This window comes from Agrobacterium tumefaciens, assembly GCF_013318015.2.
Taxonomy (GTDB): Bacteria; Pseudomonadota; Alphaproteobacteria; order Rhizobiales; family Rhizobiaceae; genus Agrobacterium; species Agrobacterium tumefaciens.
In genome coordinates this window covers 1-18,327 of record NZ_CP115841.1, presented here as the reverse complement: position 1 = coordinate 18,327, position 18,327 = coordinate 1, and the positions used below count along the sequence as shown (strand labels likewise).

At 58.5% G+C, this 18,327-nt stretch carries 19 protein-coding genes; 9 read left to right on the top strand and 10 right to left on the bottom strand.

Annotation, left to right across the window (positions count from 1 at the left end):
• Positions 1 to 73: 73 nt before the first annotated feature.
• The 7 genes from G6L97_RS00095 to sppA form a co-directional block, all read right to left on the bottom strand.
• Positions 74 to 2,305: a hybrid sensor histidine kinase/response regulator gene (locus tag G6L97_RS00095; RefSeq protein WP_111782853.1), complete on the bottom strand. Its 2,232-nt coding sequence runs from the start codon at positions 2,303 to 2,305 to the stop codon at positions 74 to 76.
• 55 nt (positions 2,306 to 2,360) lie between these two features.
• On the bottom strand, positions 2,361 to 2,849 hold the full coding sequence (lspA, locus tag G6L97_RS00090) for a signal peptidase II (protein ID WP_003514769.1): 489 nt from the start codon (positions 2,847 to 2,849) through the stop codon (positions 2,361 to 2,363).
• Entirely contained in the window at positions 2,849 to 3,709 is an 861-nt protein-coding gene (locus tag G6L97_RS00085) for a TrmH family RNA methyltransferase (RefSeq protein WP_111782854.1), read from the bottom strand. The genes lspA and G6L97_RS00085 overlap by 1 nt, the downstream gene beginning before the upstream one ends.
• Positions 3,706 to 4,839, bottom strand: a complete 1,134-nt coding sequence (locus G6L97_RS00080; protein WP_038489658.1) for a class I SAM-dependent methyltransferase — start codon at positions 4,837 to 4,839, stop codon at positions 3,706 to 3,708. The genes G6L97_RS00085 and G6L97_RS00080 overlap by 4 nt, the downstream gene beginning before the upstream one ends.
• Positions 4,840 to 4,932: 93 nt before the next feature.
• Positions 4,933 to 5,274, bottom strand: a complete 342-nt coding sequence (locus tag G6L97_RS00075) for a LapA family protein (protein WP_003514766.1) — start codon at positions 5,272 to 5,274, stop codon at positions 4,933 to 4,935.
• 65 nt (positions 5,275 to 5,339) lie between these two features.
• Complete coding sequence (locus G6L97_RS00070) at positions 5,340 to 5,642, bottom strand: integration host factor subunit beta (protein WP_003493505.1); 303 nt, start codon at positions 5,640 to 5,642, stop codon at positions 5,340 to 5,342.
• Between the two features lie 26 nt (positions 5,643 to 5,668).
• Complete coding sequence (gene sppA / locus G6L97_RS00065) at positions 5,669 to 6,622, bottom strand: signal peptide peptidase SppA (RefSeq protein ID WP_111782855.1); 954 nt, start codon at positions 6,620 to 6,622, stop codon at positions 5,669 to 5,671.
• A gap of 249 nt (positions 6,623 to 6,871) precedes the next feature.
• On the opposite strand from sppA, the gene lptC reads away from it, so the two are divergent.
• The 6 genes from lptC to ptsN all read left to right on the top strand — a co-directional run bounded on the left by lptC (position 6,872) and on the right by ptsN (position 12,000).
• A complete protein-coding gene (gene lptC / locus G6L97_RS00060) occupies positions 6,872 to 7,537 on the top strand; it encodes an LPS export ABC transporter periplasmic protein LptC (RefSeq protein ID WP_003514764.1) in 666 nt (221 codons plus the stop codon).
• Between the two features lie 13 nt (positions 7,538 to 7,550).
• Positions 7,551 to 8,117: an LptA/OstA family protein gene (locus tag G6L97_RS00055; RefSeq protein WP_003514763.1), complete on the top strand. Its 567-nt coding sequence runs from the start codon at positions 7,551 to 7,553 to the stop codon at positions 8,115 to 8,117.
• 9 nt (positions 8,118 to 8,126) lie between these two features.
• The gene (gene lptB, locus G6L97_RS00050; RefSeq protein WP_003514762.1) at positions 8,127 to 8,936 is read left to right on the top strand and encodes an LPS export ABC transporter ATP-binding protein; all 810 of its coding nucleotides are present in this window, start codon (positions 8,127 to 8,129) and stop codon (positions 8,934 to 8,936) included.
• Positions 8,937 to 9,089: 153 nt separating this feature from the next.
• Positions 9,090 to 10,640: an RNA polymerase factor sigma-54 gene (gene rpoN / locus G6L97_RS00045; protein WP_111782856.1), complete on the top strand. Its 1,551-nt coding sequence runs from the start codon at positions 9,090 to 9,092 to the stop codon at positions 10,638 to 10,640.
• A gap of 234 nt (positions 10,641 to 10,874) precedes the next feature.
• Positions 10,875 to 11,456: a ribosome hibernation-promoting factor, HPF/YfiA family gene (hpf, locus tag G6L97_RS00040; protein ID WP_174002579.1), complete on the top strand. Its 582-nt coding sequence runs from the start codon at positions 10,875 to 10,877 to the stop codon at positions 11,454 to 11,456.
• A gap of 82 nt (positions 11,457 to 11,538) precedes the next feature.
• Complete coding sequence (gene ptsN / locus G6L97_RS00035) at positions 11,539 to 12,000, top strand: PTS IIA-like nitrogen regulatory protein PtsN (protein ID WP_003493488.1); 462 nt, start codon at positions 11,539 to 11,541, stop codon at positions 11,998 to 12,000.
• Positions 12,001 to 12,129: 129 nt separating this feature from the next.
• On the opposite strand, the gene grpE is transcribed toward ptsN, so the two are convergent.
• Positions 12,130 to 12,765 (bottom strand): nucleotide exchange factor GrpE, encoded by a 636-nt coding sequence (gene grpE, locus G6L97_RS00030; RefSeq protein WP_003514756.1) that lies wholly within the window; start codon positions 12,763 to 12,765, stop codon positions 12,130 to 12,132.
• Positions 12,766 to 12,878: 113 nt separating this feature from the next.
• Positions 12,879 to 13,970, bottom strand: coding sequence for a heat-inducible transcriptional repressor HrcA (hrcA, locus tag G6L97_RS00025; protein WP_003514754.1), 1,092 nt, complete (start codon positions 13,968 to 13,970; stop codon positions 12,879 to 12,881).
• 136 nt (positions 13,971 to 14,106) lie between these two features.
• On the opposite strand from hrcA, the gene rph reads away from it, so the two are divergent.
• Genes rph through hemW form a run of 3 tightly spaced genes read left to right on the top strand, consistent with a single transcriptional unit; the run spans position 14,107 to position 16,690 of the window.
• Entirely contained in the window at positions 14,107 to 14,823 is a 717-nt protein-coding gene (rph, locus tag G6L97_RS00020; protein WP_003514752.1) for a ribonuclease PH, read from the top strand.
• Between the two features lie 17 nt (positions 14,824 to 14,840).
• The gene (gene rdgB, locus G6L97_RS00015) at positions 14,841 to 15,485 is read left to right on the top strand and encodes an RdgB/HAM1 family non-canonical purine NTP pyrophosphatase (RefSeq protein ID WP_003514751.1); all 645 of its coding nucleotides are present in this window, start codon (positions 14,841 to 14,843) and stop codon (positions 15,483 to 15,485) included.
• A 5-nt stretch (positions 15,486 to 15,490) separates the two neighbouring features.
• The gene (gene hemW / locus G6L97_RS00010; RefSeq protein WP_111782946.1) at positions 15,491 to 16,690 is read left to right on the top strand and encodes a radical SAM family heme chaperone HemW; all 1,200 of its coding nucleotides are present in this window, start codon (positions 15,491 to 15,493) and stop codon (positions 16,688 to 16,690) included.
• A 74-nt stretch (positions 16,691 to 16,764) separates the two neighbouring features.
• On the opposite strand, the gene dnaA is transcribed toward hemW, so the two are convergent.
• Positions 16,765 to 18,228 carry a chromosomal replication initiator protein DnaA gene (dnaA, locus tag G6L97_RS00005; RefSeq protein ID WP_003514748.1) on the bottom strand — a complete coding sequence of 488 codons (1,464 nt, stop codon included), beginning with the start codon at positions 18,226 to 18,228 and terminating at the stop codon, positions 16,765 to 16,767.
• Positions 18,229 to 18,327 lie beyond the last annotated feature (99 nt).

Genomic DNA, 18,327 nt, shown 5'->3' with positions numbered 1-18,327 from the left:
AGATTTTTCCTGTCATAAATCACTAATTGACGACAGAATAGTGACAAAATGCAGCCATTGCGAGTCTCTCAAGTCATGATGGCAACAGGCGTTTCGCCTCCAGCAAGCGGCGGATTTCCTCGACCAGTCGTCTCGGGTCGGCAGGCTTGGTCAAAACCTTGGCCGCACCGGCATTCAGCAGGATTTCAGCGGTTTCAACGCTCGCATCGCCGCTGAGCACGATGAGCGGAATATTTCTTCCGCCCTTCAGCGTGCCGAGAAGCTCCGGCAGCACCTCAAGCCCCTCGCCGCCCGGCATATTGAGATCGGATATGATGAGGTGCGGCAGGCGGGTTGTGCCCGGCGCCACGGCTTGCTGCAGGGCCTGAAAATCGTCGACACCGCGCACGATGTAACCGCTTTTTTCCAGAACGGCCCGGATGATGCGCGCATTGACGGCGTCGTCCTCGGCCACGAGGATATCGATACCGCTTACCCCCTCCGTCACCCGTGACGAAAACCCCACATCCGGATGGTTGTCGTTGATGGCATCGCGCCGTTCTATGCCGCGCAGACGGCCGCAGAGGACGTCAATCAGGGACTTTTCGCGCAGCGGCCGGATCAACCAGGCGTCGAAGGACGCATGCATGGTCGACGCCCGCTCTTCGGGACTGACCAGCAACGTGCGACGGACATTCTGTTGCGGCCAATCCCTTAGCGCGTCTCTGAACAGAGGCGAAATACGCCTGTCGACAATGATATCGGTGAGATCGGCAGCTGTACCGTGCAGCTTTTCCAAGTCCTCCGGTTCGTGGATAAGAGCGCATTTACCGCCGAAAGCCTCGATCGCCTCCATCGTCACCGTCGCTGCCACGCCCCTCGGCGCGACCAGCAGGACATTGGTATGCTGCAGGCAATGGTGCCGGTCTGGGTCCGGCGTGCCGGTGGACGAACTGCCCGGACGGAATGCCAGCTTGAAGGTGCTGCCCTCACCCTTGCGGCTGAAGACCGTCAGGCTGCCGCCGAATTCCCGGACGATGCGGGCGGAAATCGCGAGCCCAAGCCCTGTTCCCCCACTTTGTTGCGACATCGGGCCTGCCTGTTCGAATTCGCCAAAGATACGGGCCTGTTCCGCTTGGCTCATGCCGGGGCCGGTGTCCTCGACGGTGATATGCAATTCGCCTTCAACCATGCGCGCCCGGATGACGACCCCGCCCACCTGCGTGAATTTGACGGCATTGCCAAGGAGGTTGAACAGAACCTGACGCAGCCTTGCCGGATCGAAATCCAGATAATCGGGCACATCCGGCGTGACGAAGGAGGTGATTTCGATGCCCTTTTCGTGGGCGCGATGCGCCAGCATCTCGACAATGCTCTCGATCAGCCGGCGCAGGTTTTCCGCACGCGGATTGAGTTTGAAACGGCCCGCCTCCATGGTCGAATAATCCAGCAGGTCCTCGACCAACTGTACCAGCGACTGACCGGACTGCTTCATGCCGTCGAGATAATTACGTTGCTCTTCATTGAGCTTCGTCTGCGACAGAAGATGGTTCATGCCGAGCATGCCGGAAAGCGGCAGACGGATCTCGTGGCTAACAGTTGCCAGCAGCCTTGCCTTTTCGGCATCGGCCTTTTCCGCGCGTAACCGGGCGTTTTCCCGCTCGCCGAGTGCCAGCCGCTCCTCGGTGACATCTCTCGCGATGCTGCTGATGAGAAGACGACTGCTTGCCAGATCGCGGGTGACGACATCGTGCCAGGAGAAAATGCGCTGACCGAACGGGGTCGCGATTTCCACGTCATAAGCGTGGGCCTTGTCGCCTGGTCGGAAAGCGATGCCGATTTCCTCACAGCTCAGCCCTTCGGGTGCCGAGCAGCCCGTCACTTCACGAAAAACCGCATTCGCCTCGACGATGCGCCGATCCATATTGCGGATGACGATGATATCGCCCATGGCCTCCTGGATCTCGGCAATCAGCGATCGGTTTTGAGTTTGGCGTAGCCGTACATCCAAATCATCTGCATATAGTTTGCCGGTATACTGGAAGGATTTGCCGAACATGGCGTAGGACAGGAGACCGACCAGCACCGCACCGAAGAAGGATGCCAAGGCGACGGTGACCGCATAAGGCACCGCAAGCGCGATCAAGGCCGCGGAGAAGGCACCCACCGACAATGACGCGGCAACGTATAGCGTGATCGATCTGGCATCTATCCCGTGCCCCGCACCGCCATGGTGAGATGTCGTGTCGACGCGATCCGCCAGCTGCGCCGGGGTGGCGGCGAGGCCATCTGAAACTTTTTCCCGCAGTCTTGCCAGTTCGCTCATGCACAACCGCTACCACGGCAGCGGTTTTGATATGTTTGGCTCAAACGCTAAAATTTTACTTTTTAGCCGCCCGGGCGTGCAGAAACTCATCGAGAATGACGCAACCGGCACCGATTGTTATGAAAGTGTCGGCCAGATTGAAGACCGCGAACGACCATGTATCGGTGTGAAACAGGATGTAGTCGATGACGTGACCGTAGAAAAAGCGGTCAAGAAGATTGCCAGCCGCTCCAGCGATGATGAAGGCGAAGCCAAGATGGGCAAAAGTCCGATCCGCCGCCGTCTTGCGCCAGAGCCACAGAACGAAGACCACGATGACGAGCCGCATGCTGACGATGAACCAGCCGTGCATGTCCGCCAGCATCGAAAACGCCACACCGAGATTATAGGTGCGGTAAAGCGCCAGGAACGGAATGACCGGCACCATCTCCTGCAACGGCAGATAGGTCTCGACCAGTTGCTTGACGACCTGGTCCAGCACAAGGGCAGCAACGATAAGCGCGAAAGCCGGGCCGAATTTCGAAAACAACGCCGCTTTGGCCATTACTTCACCGGTGCCAGTTCGAGGAGATGTCGCCGCGCCTCGAAAAGCATGACAGCGGTTGCGATGGCGAGATTGAGACTATCGGCACGGCCCTGTTGGGGAATGCGCGCCAGTTGGTCTGCCTTGCCGGCCAGTTCAGGCGGCAGGCCGGATTGTTCGTTGCCCATCAAAAGCACGACGGGCTTTCCGGCGTAATCGATTTTTCGATAGTCCACCGACCCGGCAAGATGGGTGGCAACGACACTGACACTGGCCGATTTTTTCCAGGAGAGGAATTCCTCAACCGAGGCGCGGGCAACGGGCGTAGCGAAGACCGAACCCATGGTCGCACGCACCGTTTCCAGCGAAAACGGATCGGTGCAATCGCCGACCAGAATGACACCTGAGGCACCAGCCGCATCCGCCGTGCGGATGATGGTGCCGAGATTGCCGGGATCACGCACCCGATCGAGCGCGATATAGGTCTCGCCTTTTTCCGGACGAATATCCTTCAATGGCTTCCATCTCTGGTCAAAGATGCCAACGACCATCTGCGGATTGTCGCGTCGGGTGATCGAGGCGATGACTTTTTCGCTGACTTCGAGCACCAGCCCGCCGGAAGCGACCGTCTTTACGGCCGCCTGCTCCACCAGCGGCTTGCCCTTGGCCGCCTTGGCGTAAACCAGGGTGCGGATGGTCCAGCCCAGTTCGAGCGCGTCGATAACCAGCTTCAGGCCTTCCGCCATGAAGGTGCCGGTCTCTTCCCTGCCCTTTTTCTGGGTGAGCGCCTTGATATCCTTGATGATGGGATTGGCAAGGCTGGTGACTTCCTTGACCTGGCCAACCCGGCGCGTCGTGTTTTCGCGCATGTCGTTCGTCATTTCGGCTCCCAGCGGCTGAACAGCGATGTGGAAAGCACCCGGCCCGGCGTCTTGCCATCAAGCCCGGCCTCGCGAATGACGAGCTCGCCGGATGCAACGACGCCACCGGCGCCGCGCATGATTTCGCGCATCAATTCATGCATCGAATAGAAGCTGGCCCTGATAGAATAGGCCGTCAGCACCAGACCGAGCGCTTTGGGCGACAGGATTTCCCGGCAGATATCGAGCATCAACGGAAGATGGTCGAACAATTGCCAGATTTCACCATGGGTGCCGCGGCCGAATTTCGGCGGGTCGGTGAGAATGATGTCGTAGGTGCTGCCGCGACGCTCCTCGCGCTGGATGAACTTCATCGCGTCTTCGCAAATCCAGCGGATCGGCGCCTGTTCGAGCCCGGCAAGCGCCTGGTTCTCCTTTGCCCAGCCGATCGCTTTCTTGGAGGCGTCGACATGGGTCACTTCAGCGCCTGCAGCAGCGGCGACCAAAGAAGCGACGCCGGTGTAACCAAACAGGTTCAGGACTTTCAGCGGCCGGTCAGCCGTTTCGACGGCATTTTTCAGCCATTCCCAGTGGACGATCTGCTCCGGGAAGACGCCGACATGCCGGAAGGCCGTGAAACGGCCGAGAAATTCGACGCCGAGCAGCGACAGTGGCCAGGTTTCGCCAAGTGCTGCCTTTGGAAAACGCCAACGGCCCATGCCGTCTTCATCCGTGTCGCCGGTAAAAATGGCGTCGGCATTCTGCCATACGCGGTCTGGAACCGACGGCTGCCAGAGAGCCTGCGCCTCGGGACGGACGACGCGATATTCGCCGTATTGTTCAAGCTTCAGGCCATTGCCGCTGTCGATGAGATGAAAATCACCCGCGCCACTTGATTCCAGAATAACCGGAACCTGTTCTGCGGGACGTTCGCCGGTGCGATGCTTGAGGGGCCGCGCAGGCACCTGCTCAACCGCCGGTACTGGGGCTATCTTTTCCCTCGGCGCAGATTTGGGCGCGCTGCGCACCGCGTCCGGCTCGCGCTTTTTCGGTGCCGCATCCATTCGCCGTGCCGGCTTTGCGGCATGAACCTGTTTTTTCTCGCTCCCGGCACGCACGCGATTGCCCGGCCGGCTGTCTTTTTTCTTCAATGGAAATCTTTCCGCTTCTGCCCGCGTCTTGTCGCGCCAGCAAATAGCATTCCAAGCGTCGCTCGACTAGAGCCGCAACGAATGTCGGCACCATCACTTTGCCGGGAGTTGGCCCGCATTCGGAAGCTGCGCGGCTGTTGCCGCTTTGTGCCGGTTCGCCTCGTCATGCCAGCGAACGGCTTCCTTCGCCTCGATCCGGGCGCGCTTGCGATGCTTGCCCTGCGCAAACCATGTGGCGGAAGATCCCAGAAGCACACCGAAAATGACGGCCAGAAACAGGAACACGAAAAACGGCGCGGTGAAGGAAAGTACACCATCCTCCGGCCGGAACGGATTGAGCGCGAGCGTCACGGACTGACGATTGGCCACGCACAGGATGACGAGGATAATCGCCAGCGGAAGCAGGATGATGAGGTTGATGATTTTTTTCGACATCCGACATTACTCCATCGCGGCGTGAATTCCCTCGGCTCCGTTTCCGGCGCGGCGGGTGAGAACGATCAATCGTCCTCTTCGTCACCCATACCGGGGTTCAGGCGCTCACGCAGTTCCTTGCCCGTCTTGAAGAAAGGCACCCATTTTTCCTCGACGAAAACCGATTCACCCGTGCGCGGGTTCCGACCGGAACGCGAAGGACGGTTCTTCACCGAAAATGCGCCGAAACCACGAAGCTCGACACGATTTCCCGCTGCCAAGGCATCGGTGATTTCATCCAGCACCGCATTGACGATATTTTCCACGTCACGGTGATAAAGGTGCGGGTTACGCGCAGCAACGATCTGCACCAGTTCAGACTTGATCACGGTTGCCCCCTGAAAGAATTGGATTTTTAATGCGGCTCAACCTGCCAAACGGAAACAAGACCGTCAAGAAACAACTTGTCCGCACCGAGCTGACCGGAGCCCGCAAACGGGATTAAATCGTCATATCCCAGAAGCTTCGCTATTTGCGCAACACTGAAAAGCGAAAAAGGCGAACTGGAAGACGGTGCGCGCCATTCCACGATCGGCAGATCCTTGGCAACACCGCGCGTTTCGAAATAGCCGCGAATTTCCTTTTCGCCGCCAAGCGTGTCGACCAGCTTGTTGGCGAGCGCCTGTCTGCCCGTGAAAATCGATCCGTCCGCCAGTTTCAACACATCCTCGCGCCGCAATTTGCGGCGATCGGCCACAAGATCGACGAACCAGCCGTAGCTGTCCATCACCATGGAACGGATCATCGTCTTCGCCTCTTCGGGCGCCTCATGGAACGGCGAAGGCTCCGCCTTCATCGGAGAGGACTTTATTTCCTGCAGCGAGACGCCGAGCTTATCCATCAGCTGGCCGATCTGGGGATATTGAAAGATCACGCCGATGGAGCCGGTGATCGAGGTTTCGCCAGCGACGATGACGTCACCTGCAGATGCGATCATATATCCAGCGGAGGCGGCAAGCGTGCGGACATCGGAGACCACCGGCTTCTTTTCCGCAACGCCGCGAATGGCCTTGAAGATGCGCTCGCCGCCATAGGTGGTGCCACCGGGCGATGAAATCGACACGATCAGCCCTTTGACATTGTCGCTCTTGGCAATCTTGTCCAGCCGCTCCAGAAGTTCGGTATTGTCCTGGATCAGCCCGGAGATCTGGACACGGGCAATATGGGGTCTCTCGCTTTGCTGCGGGGTGGCCCATAAAAACCGGTAGAGGCCGAAAATGCCGGCGACAAACAGAAAAACAGCGGCAATCCGCCAGAAAGTCAGCTTGCGGCGCAATCGTCTGCGATCCGCTATCGCCATATTATCCATCGAAAACCCCTGCCTTCCGGCATTTGAAGCGTAATGTAAGCGTCATGGCCATATGGTTCTTCTAGCGCGAAGCCGCAAGGAAACAATAAGGAAACCAGAATTACGATTAAATTCGCATTTCCCTTGCACCTTTCCAGACAAAAACCATATTGGCAGGACAAAGCACTCATGCCAAAGACATCAAGATAAACATATAAGCTTCAGTTGCGCGCCAAAGTGGCGCCCAGGAAGTTTTCCGGACCCACTCTTATGCTCGAAAGACTCCGCCAACCCGCGCCAGCGTTTCCGCTGCCCAATGACCAGAACGGCGCTTACGAGCGCGCGCTGAGGCATTCCGCGCGCGTGAAGCGGCTGAAAATCATTCTGCCGCTCGGTGCGGCGATCATCTCGTTTGCCTTCGTCGCCGTTTCGCTCATTCGCACCTGGGCGCCCGAAGAGGTTTCGCTTGAAAGCGCAAGGATCGAAGACGGCAAGATCGTGATGGAAAAGCCGGCCGTTGCGGGCCGCAACGAGAAGGGGATCGACTACTCCATGAACGCAGACCGTGCGTTGCAGGATATCGCCAACCCCAACCTCATGACGCTCGAAAGGGTTCTGGCCGCGGTGCCTGTGAACGACAGCGTCGCCCAGGTGATCGCCAAGGAAGGCATTTTCGACCGGGCCACCAACACGCTGAAGATGACCGCCCCTTTTGACATCAATCTCAGCAATGGCATACAAGCGAAGTTCCAATCTGCGGATGTCGATCTGAAGGCTGGAAAAATGAGCAGCAAAGAGCCGGTTTCGATCAAAACAAACGACGGCGCCATTGTTGCGCAATCGATTGATATCGCGGATAATGGCAAGACTATTACATTTTCGGGGCAGGTACGCGCACGTATCGCTGCATCCAATATCAAGAATGAAGGCAAGTGAGAGCCCGGTCCAGATGATGCAAATTTCCCGTCCCGTTTCCCTTGGCAAATCCGCAGGCGTTACAGCCGCAGCTTTTGCTTTTTCCTGTCTTGCAACCGTGGCTTTCGCTCAGAACACCACCAGCAACATGACAGGCGTCAAGCTCTCCGGCGACCAGCCGATCGCTATCGAAAGCGATCAGCTCGAAATTCGGGATCAGGAGCGCAAGGCCTATTTCACCGGTAACGTGAAAGTTGTGCAGGGCACCACCACCCTTCAGGCCGGCAAGATGACGGTCAATTACAAGGGTGAAGGTTCCTCGCTCACCAGCGGTGACGCCAACATCGAAAAAATCTTCGTCGACAATAACGTCTACCTGACGTCCGAGACGCAGAAGGCCACGGCCGATCACGGCGAATTCGACATGGCGGCGCAGACCTTCATTCTGACCGGCAAGCAGGTTGTGCTGTCCGAGGGCGCGAATGTCTTCACCGGCTGCAAGCTCACTGTTCTGATGAATTCGGGGCAGGCAAAGCTCGAAAGCTGCGGCGGCCCTGTCCGGATCATGCTCGATCCGAAATCGCAGCAGAAGAAACAGTAGTCTCACCTCGTGAAGATAGCCTCGATCTCAAAAATATTTGGCGGTGGGCGCGACCGACCTGTGGACGCTGCGTCGCAGGCCGACAAGGCTCGCTATGACGGCACCCTGATCGCGCATGGTCTGACGAAGACCTACAATACACGGCGCGTCGTCAACGGCGTCTCGCTGGTCGTGCGCCGCGGTGAAGCCGTGGGGCTGCTTGGCCCGAACGGCGCAGGCAAAACCACCTGTTTCTACATGATCACGGGCCTCGTACCTGTCGATAGCGGCAAGATCGCCATCAACGGCAACGACGTCACCACCATGCCGATGTACAGGCGTGCCCGCCTCGGTGTCGGCTATCTGCCACAGGAAGCCTCCATTTTCCGCGGACTGACAGTCGAGGAAAACATCCGCGCCGTGCTGGAAGTGCACGAACCTGACAGCGCCAAGCGCAGCCGCAAGCTCGATGAGTTGCTGGAAGAGTTCCACATTGCGCAGTTGCGCAAATCGCCCGCTGTCGCGCTGTCGGGCGGCGAACGTCGCCGTCTGGAAATCGCCCGTGCTCTGGCGACCGATCCGACCTTCATGCTTCTGGACGAACCTTTTGCCGGCGTCGATCCGATCTCCGTCAGCGACATTCAGAACCTTGTCAGACATTTGACCGCGCGAGGGATCGGCGTTCTCATCACCGACCACAATGTCCGCGAAACGCTCGGCCTCATCGACCGCGCCTATATCATCCATGCCGGTGAGGTTCTGACCCATGGCCGTGCGGACGATATCGTCAACAATCCGGATGTGCGCCGGCTCTATCTCGGCAATAATTTTAGCCTTTAAGCTCCCGGGCGCGAAAGATTCTTCATCGCGCCCCGCAGTGACGCTTGACCAAACATAATAAAAAAGCAATTTTTGGGCCAAGTTTCGTTGCCTGCGCAAAATTTATGAAATTTGTGGCGACGAAGAAGCTGTAAGGGGAGTTTCGCGTCCGCCATGGCATTATCTGCCAGCCTTTTGCTGCGTCAAAACCAGTCTCTCGTGATGACACCGCAACTGATGCAGTCCATCCAGCTGCTTCAGATGACGCATTTCGAACTGACGCAGTTCATCGCGCAGGAGGTGGAGCGCAATCCTTTGCTTGAAATTGCGGCAAACGACGGCGATTTGAGCAGCGATAGCCCTGTTGATGCGGAGAATTTCGGCGATGCCGACAGCGAAGGGTCCGACAAGTCCGCCCCGGTAACGGCCGACAGCGACGACTGGTACGGCGATCGCGCGGCAAATCTCGGCGAACAGCTCGACACCAGCTTTGAAAATGTCTTTCCTGACGATACCGAACCCAGAAAGCCCGACGCACCCGAACTTGCGGGGCAGTGGAAATCCATGCCCGGGCAGGAGTCAGGCGAGAGTTACGATCTCGACGACTTCGTTGCCGCGAAACAGACCCTCAGCGACCATCTCAATCAGCAATTGCCTCTCGCCATATCCTCTGTGGAAGACAGGATGATCGCCGATGCGCTGATCGGCCAGCTCGACGAGACCGGATATATCGCCGTAGATGCCGTCGAAGACGTCGCTGAACGGCTGGGGACGGCGCCTTCGGCAGTGGAGCGAATTCTGGAGACGCTTCAGGGCTTTGATCCTCCCGGCGTGTTTTCCCGCTCGCTGAGCGAATGTCTGGCGATCCAGCTTGCCCAGAAGGACAGGCTTGATCCGGCAATGCGGGCTTTTATCGACAATCTGGAGCTTCTGGCGAAACGGGATTTCGCTTCTCTAAAAAAACTCTGCGGCGTGGATGAGGAAGACCTTCTCGACATGCTGGCGGAAATCCGCACGCTCAATCCGCGTCCGGGCGCTGGTTACGATTCGACCGTTTCCGAGACAATCGTTCCTGATATCATCATTCGCCCCTCCTCTGCCGGCGGCTGGCTTGTGGAAATCAACCCCGAGACCCTGCCGCGCGTGCTCATCAACCAGACCTATTTCGCAGAGGTTTCAAGGCACAAGTCGCGCGAGGGAGAGGATCAGGATTTCCTTTCCGAATGCATGCAGACGGCCCATTGGCTGACCCGCAGCCTCGACCAGCGCGCTAGAACGATCATGAAGGTGGCGACCGAAATCGTGCGCCAGCAGGACGCCTTTCTCGTCAATGGCGTGGACCACCTGCGCCCGCTGAACCTCAAGACGGTGGCCGACGCCATCAAGATGCACGAATCCACCGTCAGCCGGGTGACGTCGAAAAAATACATGCTGACGCCGCGCGGCCTGTTTGAGCTGAAGTATTTCTTCAGTGTTTCCATCAGCTCGGTGGAAGGCGGTGACAGCCATTCTGCAGAAGCGGTGCGTCACCGCATCAAGGCGATGATCACGCAGGAGGCCGCCGACGCAGTGCTTTCCGATGACGATATCGTCGATAATCTGAAAAAGAGTGGTATCGATCTTGCCCGCCGGACCGTGGCCAAATATCGCGAGGCGATGAACATCCCATCCTCCGTTCAGAGACGGCGCGAGAAGAAGGCCCTGGCCAGACTGTCGGCGTTCTGAGCGGTGGCGCTGGTCACGTTTTCAGGGCTTTCCAGCCGCACCATTGACTCTTGCTACGGCAAGGGCTAGAAGCCCGCCGCACACGTAAGCAAGGTCATTTGTAACGGATTCATCTCCACCGTCCATGGGCGTAAAATTCGAATGGGGGCTTTTAAAGGCCTTCGAAACGCTTGGATGCGCGCGCGGCTTGACGTAAGCTGGTACTCGCAAATCACTACAAAAAGGAAATTTTCCATGAGTGTGCGTGTATCTGGTAAACATATGGAGATCGGCGAATCTTTCCGGCAGCGGATTGAGGACAATATAGGTCTGGCAGTTACCAAATACTTCGATGGGGGGTATTCAGGCCAAGTGACCGTAGAGAAGTCCGGATCGCGTTTTGCAGCCGATTGCAAACTGCATCTCGATACGGGTGTTGTATTGCATGCGGCGGGTCAGGCAAATGATCCGCAAGCGAGTTTCGATGCCGCCGCCGAGCGTATCGAGAAGCGCCTGCGTCGCTACAAACGGAAGCTGAAGGACCATCACCACAATGGTTCCGCGGCGAACGGCGCGTTGTCGGAAATCGCCTATACGGTAATGGATGCTGTCCCCGATGAGGACCACGAGGTTCCGGAAGACTACGCACCCACGATCGTTGCGGAAAGTTCGAAACAGATAAAGACGATGTCCGTCGCCAGCGCCGTGATGGCGCTCGACATGACGGACGAACCGGTTCTGCTGTTCCGCAGCCCCGGCAAGGAATATCTCAACATCGTCTACCGACGACATGACGGCAATATTGGCTGGATCGACGCGGAAACGATCAAGAGCTGAACAGTCTGACAAGACATGGGAGGCAGAGCGCGAAAGCGTATCTGCCTCCTGCATCGTCTCGATGGCATGAAGGAAAAAGAGAATGGCGTTGGCAGATTTGCTGCAACAAGATGCGATTATTCCCGCCCTCAAGGTGAATTCCAAAAAGCAATTGCTTCAGGAGCTGGCCGCAAAGGCAGCCAGAATTACCGGAGTATCGGAACGGGAAGTTTTCGACGTCATCCTCCAGCGTGAGAAACTCGGCTCCACCGGTGTGGGGCACGGCATTGCCATTCCGCATGGCAAGCTGAGCAGCATCCATCAGATCACCGGCGTCTTCGCACGTCTTGAAACACCTGTTGATTTCGAGGCGCTGGATGACCAGCCGGTCGATCTGGTTTTCCTGCTGCTCGCACCCGAAGGCGCCGGCGCGGATCATCTGAAGGCGCTGTCGAGAATTGCCCGAGCTTTGCGCGACCCCGAGCTGGTGGCCAAGCTGCGTGCCACCGATTCCGACACGGCAATCTACGCCTTCCTCAATCAGGAGCAGGCGACCGCTGCCTGATCAAAGGCTGCCGACGGTCCTTTCCATGGACAAAAAAACGCGCCCTTGAGGCGCGTTTTTTATTGGAGCATTTCAAACAAAAGCGCGCCCCGCTTTTACATCCGGACGCGCTTTAGATGAGGGAATGCCTCACGCATCCTTCTCGTTGACGGAGGCGGTGCCCGGCTCGGGCGCTGCGGCGGTCTCCACCTTCGGGCCACCCTTTGAGACGCCAACCATGGCGGGGCGCAGCACCCGGTCACCGATGGTGAAACCGGCCTGAACCACCTGCAGCACCGTGTTGTTCGGAACTGCCGTGTTTGGAATTTCGAACATCGCCTGGTGGAAATTCGGATCGAATTTCTGGCCTTCCGCATCGATCTTTTTGACGCCGTGGCGCTCCAGCGTCGAGAGCATCGAGCGCTCCGTCATCTCGACACCTTCGATCAGGCCGTTGAGACCGGCTTCGCCATTGGTCTTGAGTTCGTCCGGAATGGCTTCAAGAGCGCGGCGAAGATTGTCGGAAACGGCAAGCATGTCGCGCGCGAAAGCGGCGAGAGAATAGGCCTTCGCATCCTTGACTTCGCGTTCGGTGCGGCGACGAAGATTGTCCATTTCTGCTGCAAGACGCAGGAACTTGTCGCGCAGATCGGCATTTTCGGCCCTGAGCAGTTCGATCGGATCGGGCTCGGCAGCTTCCGCCGTCTCTTCCCCTGTAAATGCGGGTTCGACAAACTCTTCGGCGACGTCCGCGTCAGGTCCGGGCTTTTTCGTATCGTCGGTCATGACGTTCTCCAGATTTGAATATTGTTGGTTGCGCCCGATATCGAGGTTTGAACGGCAAAAATCAAGGCTTGCGGCGAAAAGCTTGCCGCATTCTCTAACCTTGCGGGCTTGTCCTATCTCTGCTTTCGGGAAAGGCGGGCCATAATTTGTGCGGTGTAGTCCACCATAGGCACGATACGGGCGTAATTTAGCCTCGTGGGACCGATGACGCCGACGGCACCCACAACGCGATTTTCCTCATCCCGATAAGGTGCCACGATCAGTGACGAGCCTGACAGCGAGAAGAGCTTGTTTTCCGAGCCGATGAAAATCCTGACGCCTGAGCCACTTTCTGCAAGGTTGAGGATCTCGATGAGGTTTTCCTTGCGCTCCAGATCGTCGAACAGCAGGCGCACACGATCGATATCTTCCTCACCGGCCAGACCTTCCAGCAGGTTGGAGCGTCCGCGGACGATGAGGCGGCCGAGCTTGCCCTCTTCATTGTCGCCCGCCCATATGGCGAGACCACGTTCAATGAGGTCCTGCGCGAGCGTGCCGAGTTCCGACTGCAATTCGGCACGCTGCGTCTGAAACTGGCCCCGCAGTTCCTGCAGCGTCTGCCCGGAAAGATGGGCATTGATGAAATTCGCCGCCTCTGTCAATTGCGATGACGAAATGCCGACCGGCAATTCGATGATACGGTTTTCGACCTGATTGTGGTCCCCTACCAGCACGGCAAGCGCCTTGGTGGGCTCCAGCCGGATGAATTCAACGTGCTTGAGAATGACGTCGCTCTTGGCCGTCAGCACCAGGCCCGCACCGCGCGACATGCCTGAAAGCATGCGGCTTGCCTCCGTCAGCAACCCTTCCAGCGATTGCTCGTGGCCGGCGACTGGACCGATCTGGCGGTCGATACTGGCTCTCTCATCGGCGGGCAGATCGCCCACCTGCATGAATGCGTCCACGAAGAAGCGCAGCCCCGTCTGGGTGGGCAGGCGACCGGCGCTGATATGCGGCGAATAGATGAGACCCAGTTCCTCGAGATCACTCATGACGTTGCGAACGGAGGCCGGTGAAAGCGACATCGGCAACAGCCGCGACAGGCTGCGCGACCCCAAGGGTTCGCCGGTGTCGAGATAGCCTTCGACGATGCGCCGGAAAATCTCCCGCGACCGTTCATCCAGCAACGATGCCTGATCTTTTGAAAGCGGTGCGGAAAAGCCCATATCATCCGTTCTTTATCGTCAAAACTCTGTCCGTACCAATATAATGCGTTGCACCGCTGCGGCAAAATGGAAATTGGCTTTGCAAAACCCCGGGGCGCGCCTTAGAAGGCAGGAACCAACATGGAGAGTGGATCATATGCGGCCTTCAGGCAGAAAAACCGATCAGATGCGCAAGGTTTCCTTCGAGCGCAATTTCTCGAAACATGCCGAAGGTTCCTGTCTGGTCAAATTTGGTGATACGCATGTGCTCGTCACCGCAAGCCTTGAGGAAAAGACGCCGCCGTGGCTGCGCAACAGCGGCAAGGGCTGGGTCACCGCTGAATACGGCATGCTGCCGCGTTCCACTCATGAGCGGATGAAACGCGAGGCCTCGGCCGGCAAGCAGGGCGGACGCACGCAGGAAATCCAGCGCCTCATCGGCCGCTCGCTGCGTGCAGTGGTCGACCTGCAGGCGCTTGGCGAGCGCCAGATCAGCATCGACTGCGACGTCATTCAGGCCGATGGCGGCACGCGCACGGCTTCCATCACCGGCGCATGGATCGCCCTGCATGATTGCCTGAAGTGGATGGAAACTCGCAACATGATCAAGGTCGAGAAGGTCCTGAAAGACCATATCGCCGCGATCTCCTGCGGCATCTTTGCAAAACAGCCGGTCATCGATCTCGATTATCTCGAGGATTCCTCCGCCGAGACCGATGCGAATTTCGTCATCACCGGCTCCGGCGGCATCGTCGAAGTGCAGGGAACCGCGGAAGGTGCCCCCTTCTCCGAAGAGGAATTCCTGACGCTGCTCGGTCTTGCAAAGGCCGGATGCAGCGAACTGGTGGCCCTTCAGAAGCAGGCAATCGCCTGAGCCGACAGGAAAACGTCATGCGCAAGCTCGATACCAGAACGATCGTTGTCGCCAGCCACAACAAGGGCAAGATCGCCGAAATCGCCGACCTGATCGGGCCTTTCGGCTTTTCAGCCAAATCGGCTGCGGAGCTAAACTTCGTGGAGCCGGACGAGACAGGCACCACCTTTGAGGAAAATGCTGCCATCAAGGCGCTTGCGTCTGCGAAGGCATCCGGCCTGCCGGCTCTGTCTGACGATTCCGGTCTGGTCATCGATGCGCTGGATGGCGCGCCGGGCGTTTACACCGCCAATTGGGCGGAAACGGCTGACGGTACGCGCGACTTCGCCATGGCCATGCAGAAGGTCGAGGATGCGCTTGCCGAACGCGGTGCAACGAAGCCGGAAGACCGCACGGGCCGCTTCGTCAGCGTGCTGTGCCTTGCCTGGCCGGACGGGCATGTCGAATATTTTCGCGGCGAGGTGGAAGGCACGGTGGCGTGGCCACCGCGTGGAACGAGCGGTTTCGGCTATGACCCCATCTTCAAACCGGAAGGTTACGACACCACATTCGGTGAAATGACCGCAGACGAAAAACACGGCTGGAAGCACGGCGATGCGTTTGCGCTCTCCCACCGTGCCCGCGCGTTCAAAAAATTCGTCGAAACCTGTCTGGAGGCATGAACCCGATGACCGGGGAGCACCAACTTTCTGCCCCCGGCGCGTCGCTTCTGCCGGATACGGGCGATCCCGGTTTCGGGATCTATCTGCACTGGCCCTTCTGTGCGGCCAAATGCCCCTATTGCGATTTCAACAGCCATGTCCGCCACCGCCCGGTGGATCAGGAACGGTTCACTGCGGCGTTCCTCAGCGAAATGGCAAAGATGCGGGCGCTCAGCGGTCCGCGTGTCGTTACCAGCATTTTCATGGGCGGCGGCACACCTTCGCTGATGGACCCGCAGACCGTAGGCGCGCTTCTTGATGGCGTTTCGCGCTTCTGGCATGTGCCTGATGGTATCGAGATCACCATGGAGGCCAATCCTTCAAGCGTCGAGGCGGAGCGGTTTCGCGGTTACCGGGCAGCCGGCGTCAATCGCGTCTCGCTCGGCGTCCAGGCGCTGAACGACCGGGACCTGAAGTTCCTTGGCCGTCTGCATGATGTTGCCGATGCGCTTAAAGCCATCCGTCTGGCGCGGGAGATTTTTCCGCGCATGTCCTTCGATCTGATTTACGCCCGCCCGAACCAGACGGTGGCCGAATGGGACGCTGAGCTGAAGGAAGCCGTCTCCTACGCCGTCGACCATCTGTCGCTCTATCAGCTCACTATCGAGGAAGGCACGCCGTTCTACGGGCTGCACAAGGCTGGCAAGCTGATCGTACCGGATGGCGAGCATTCGGCGGTGCTTTATGAAGCGACGCAGGAAATCACCGAGCGTTACGGCATGCCGGCGTACGAGGTTTCCAATCACGCCCGCCCCGGTGCGGAAAGCCGCCATAACCTGACCTATTGGCGTTATGGCGATTATGCCGGTATTGGACCCGGTGCGCATGGACGCCTGACCAATGGCGCCTCCAAGCTCGCCACCGTCACCGAGCGCCATCCCGAAACCTGGCTCGATACCGTCGAGCGTGAAGGCCACGGCATGGTCGATCAGGAGCTTCTCGGCGTCGACGAACAGGCAGACGAATTGCTGCTGATGGGTCTTCGCCTGCGCGAAGGCATTGATCTTGCTCGCTGGAGCGATCTCTCCGGCCGCGAACTCGACCCGGAGAAAGAGGAATTCCTCCTGCAACACGGCTTCGTGGAACGGATCGGCAATTCCCGCCTGCGCTGCACCCCTTCCGGCATGCTTATTCTGGATGCCGTGGTCGCCGATCTCGCCTGCTGACCGGCAGCCTGCCTGGTCCTGAGCCAATCAACAACCGAGAAACCAATAAAAAAGCGGCCCGAAGGCCGCTTTTTTCATGCGTTGTTTTCGTTAATCAGGCGCTTCAGCAGCTCAACCTCGTGGCCGAGCTTGGTGTCACCGGAAATCAGATCCTCGATCTTGCGCACCGCGTGAAGAACCGTGGTGTGGTCGCGACCGCCGAAACGGCGACCGATCTCGGGAAATGAGCGCGGTGTCAGCATCTTGGCCAGATACATTGCGATCTGGCGCGGCTTGACGATGACGCGGGTGCGACGGTTGGAAACCAGCTCCTGCCGCGACACATTATAATGCCTGGCGACGATGCGCTGAATATCCTCGATACGGACGCGCTTGGCCTCCCCACTGCCGACGAGGTGCGACAGCAGCTCATCGACACGGTCAACCGAGAGGTTCGGCTCGAAAGAGCGTCGGAACATCAGCTGGTTGAAGGCGCCTTCAAGCTCGCGTCCGCTCGCTGTCACGCTTTTGGCCACATGGGTCAGTATTTCGTCCGAAATCTCGAAAGACGGATCGTCCTGACGCGCAGAACCCATGCGACGGTTGAGCATTTCGTAGCGCATGTCGTAATCGGGGCCTTCGATCTCGATGGCCATGCCACCCTGAAGGCGCGAACGGACACGCGGATCAAGCGATTCCAGCTCCCACGGCGCGCGGTCAGCGGCCACGACAACCTGCTTGGCGCTGTCGAGCAGCATGTTCAACAGGTGGCAGAATTCGTGCTGGATCATCTTGCCCTGCAGGAACTGCATGTCGTCGATGACGAGAAGGTCGATATTGCGCAGGGTGTCCTTCAGCGTCAGCGCATCATTGTCGCGGATCGCGGTCGCAAAACGCCACATGAAATATTCGGCCGTCAGATAGACCACACGCGGGTTGCGCGGGCTGTCGATGGCGGCATTGGCAATCGCCTGCAGAAGGTGTGTCTTGCCAAGCCCGACACCAGCATGAATGAACAGCGGATTGAAGCGCACAGCACCGGCACCCGCTTCAGCGATCGTCTTTGCCGCCGCAAGCGCGACGCGGTTGGACGAGCCCTCGACAAAAGTGTCAAAGGTGAAACGTGTATCGAGCGGCGAACCGAACAGCGGCCCGGAGCTACCCTGCCGCAGCGTCGCCTGCGCCGCCGCAGGCTGTGCAGAGGGTGCTGTCGCGGGCTGCGACGGAATGAAGGACTTGTTGCGCGCAACAGCGCCCATGTCCTGAACGGGCTGCACCCGTTCCTCGACCTGCGCGGGGCGGGCCGGGCGGCTGGCGGAGCGGACAAGAATTTCCACCTTCAGCACGTCCGGATCCTCGCTTTGGACGAGACTGGTGATCAGATCCATATAACGGTTGTTGATCCAGGACTTCAGAAAGGTCGTCGGAACGGTAAAGCGGACGACGCTTTTCGAAACGGTGTGGAGTTTGAGCCGTGCAAACCAGCTTGCATAGACCTCGGGACCAACCTGTGCCTTCAGCCGCGCGCTAAAACGTTCAAACAGCGCATCGTGCTTCATTGCCGATTTATCCCCTGCCGCTTCTGAGCAAGCTGCATCACGAGCCTGTGGTGCGCGGTCCCCATCGGCCACCGCACCCATCGCCAAATTCAATTGCAT

What these genes read in the sequence shown, in the direction of transcription:
- G6L97_RS00095 (WP_111782853.1), bottom strand. Translation starts at nt 2,305, where the DNA reads ATGAGCGAACTGGCAAGACTGCGGGAAAAAGTTTCAGATGGCCTCGCC.
- lspA (WP_003514769.1), bottom strand. Translation starts at nt 2,849, where the DNA reads ATGGCCAAAGCGGCGTTGTTTTCGAAATTCGGCCCGGCTTTCGCGCTT.
- G6L97_RS00085 (WP_111782854.1), bottom strand. Translation starts at nt 3,709, where the DNA reads ATGACGAACGACATGCGCGAAAACACGACGCGCCGGGTTGGCCAGGTC.
- G6L97_RS00075 (WP_003514766.1), bottom strand. Translation starts at nt 5,274, where the DNA reads ATGTCGAAAAAAATCATCAACCTCATCATCCTGCTTCCGCTGGCGATT.
- sppA (WP_111782855.1), bottom strand. Translation starts at nt 6,622, where the DNA reads ATGGATAATATGGCGATAGCGGATCGCAGACGATTGCGCCGCAAGCTG.
- lptC (WP_003514764.1), top strand. Translation starts at nt 6,872, where the DNA reads ATGCTCGAAAGACTCCGCCAACCCGCGCCAGCGTTTCCGCTGCCCAAT.
- G6L97_RS00055 (WP_003514763.1), top strand. Translation starts at nt 7,551, where the DNA reads ATGATGCAAATTTCCCGTCCCGTTTCCCTTGGCAAATCCGCAGGCGTT.
- rpoN (WP_111782856.1), top strand. Translation starts at nt 9,090, where the DNA reads ATGGCATTATCTGCCAGCCTTTTGCTGCGTCAAAACCAGTCTCTCGTG.
- hpf (WP_174002579.1), top strand. Translation starts at nt 10,875, where the DNA reads ATGAGTGTGCGTGTATCTGGTAAACATATGGAGATCGGCGAATCTTTC.
- ptsN (WP_003493488.1), top strand. Translation starts at nt 11,539, where the DNA reads ATGGCGTTGGCAGATTTGCTGCAACAAGATGCGATTATTCCCGCCCTC.
- grpE (WP_003514756.1), bottom strand. Translation starts at nt 12,765, where the DNA reads ATGACCGACGATACGAAAAAGCCCGGACCTGACGCGGACGTCGCCGAA.
- hrcA (WP_003514754.1), bottom strand. Translation starts at nt 13,970, where the DNA reads ATGGGCTTTTCCGCACCGCTTTCAAAAGATCAGGCATCGTTGCTGGAT.
- rph (WP_003514752.1), top strand. Translation starts at nt 14,107, where the DNA reads ATGCGGCCTTCAGGCAGAAAAACCGATCAGATGCGCAAGGTTTCCTTC.
- rdgB (WP_003514751.1), top strand. Translation starts at nt 14,841, where the DNA reads ATGCGCAAGCTCGATACCAGAACGATCGTTGTCGCCAGCCACAACAAG.
- hemW (WP_111782946.1), top strand. Translation starts at nt 15,491, where the DNA reads ATGACCGGGGAGCACCAACTTTCTGCCCCCGGCGCGTCGCTTCTGCCG.
- dnaA (WP_003514748.1), bottom strand. Translation starts at nt 18,228, where the DNA reads ATGAAGCACGATGCGCTGTTTGAACGTTTTAGCGCGCGGCTGAAGGCA.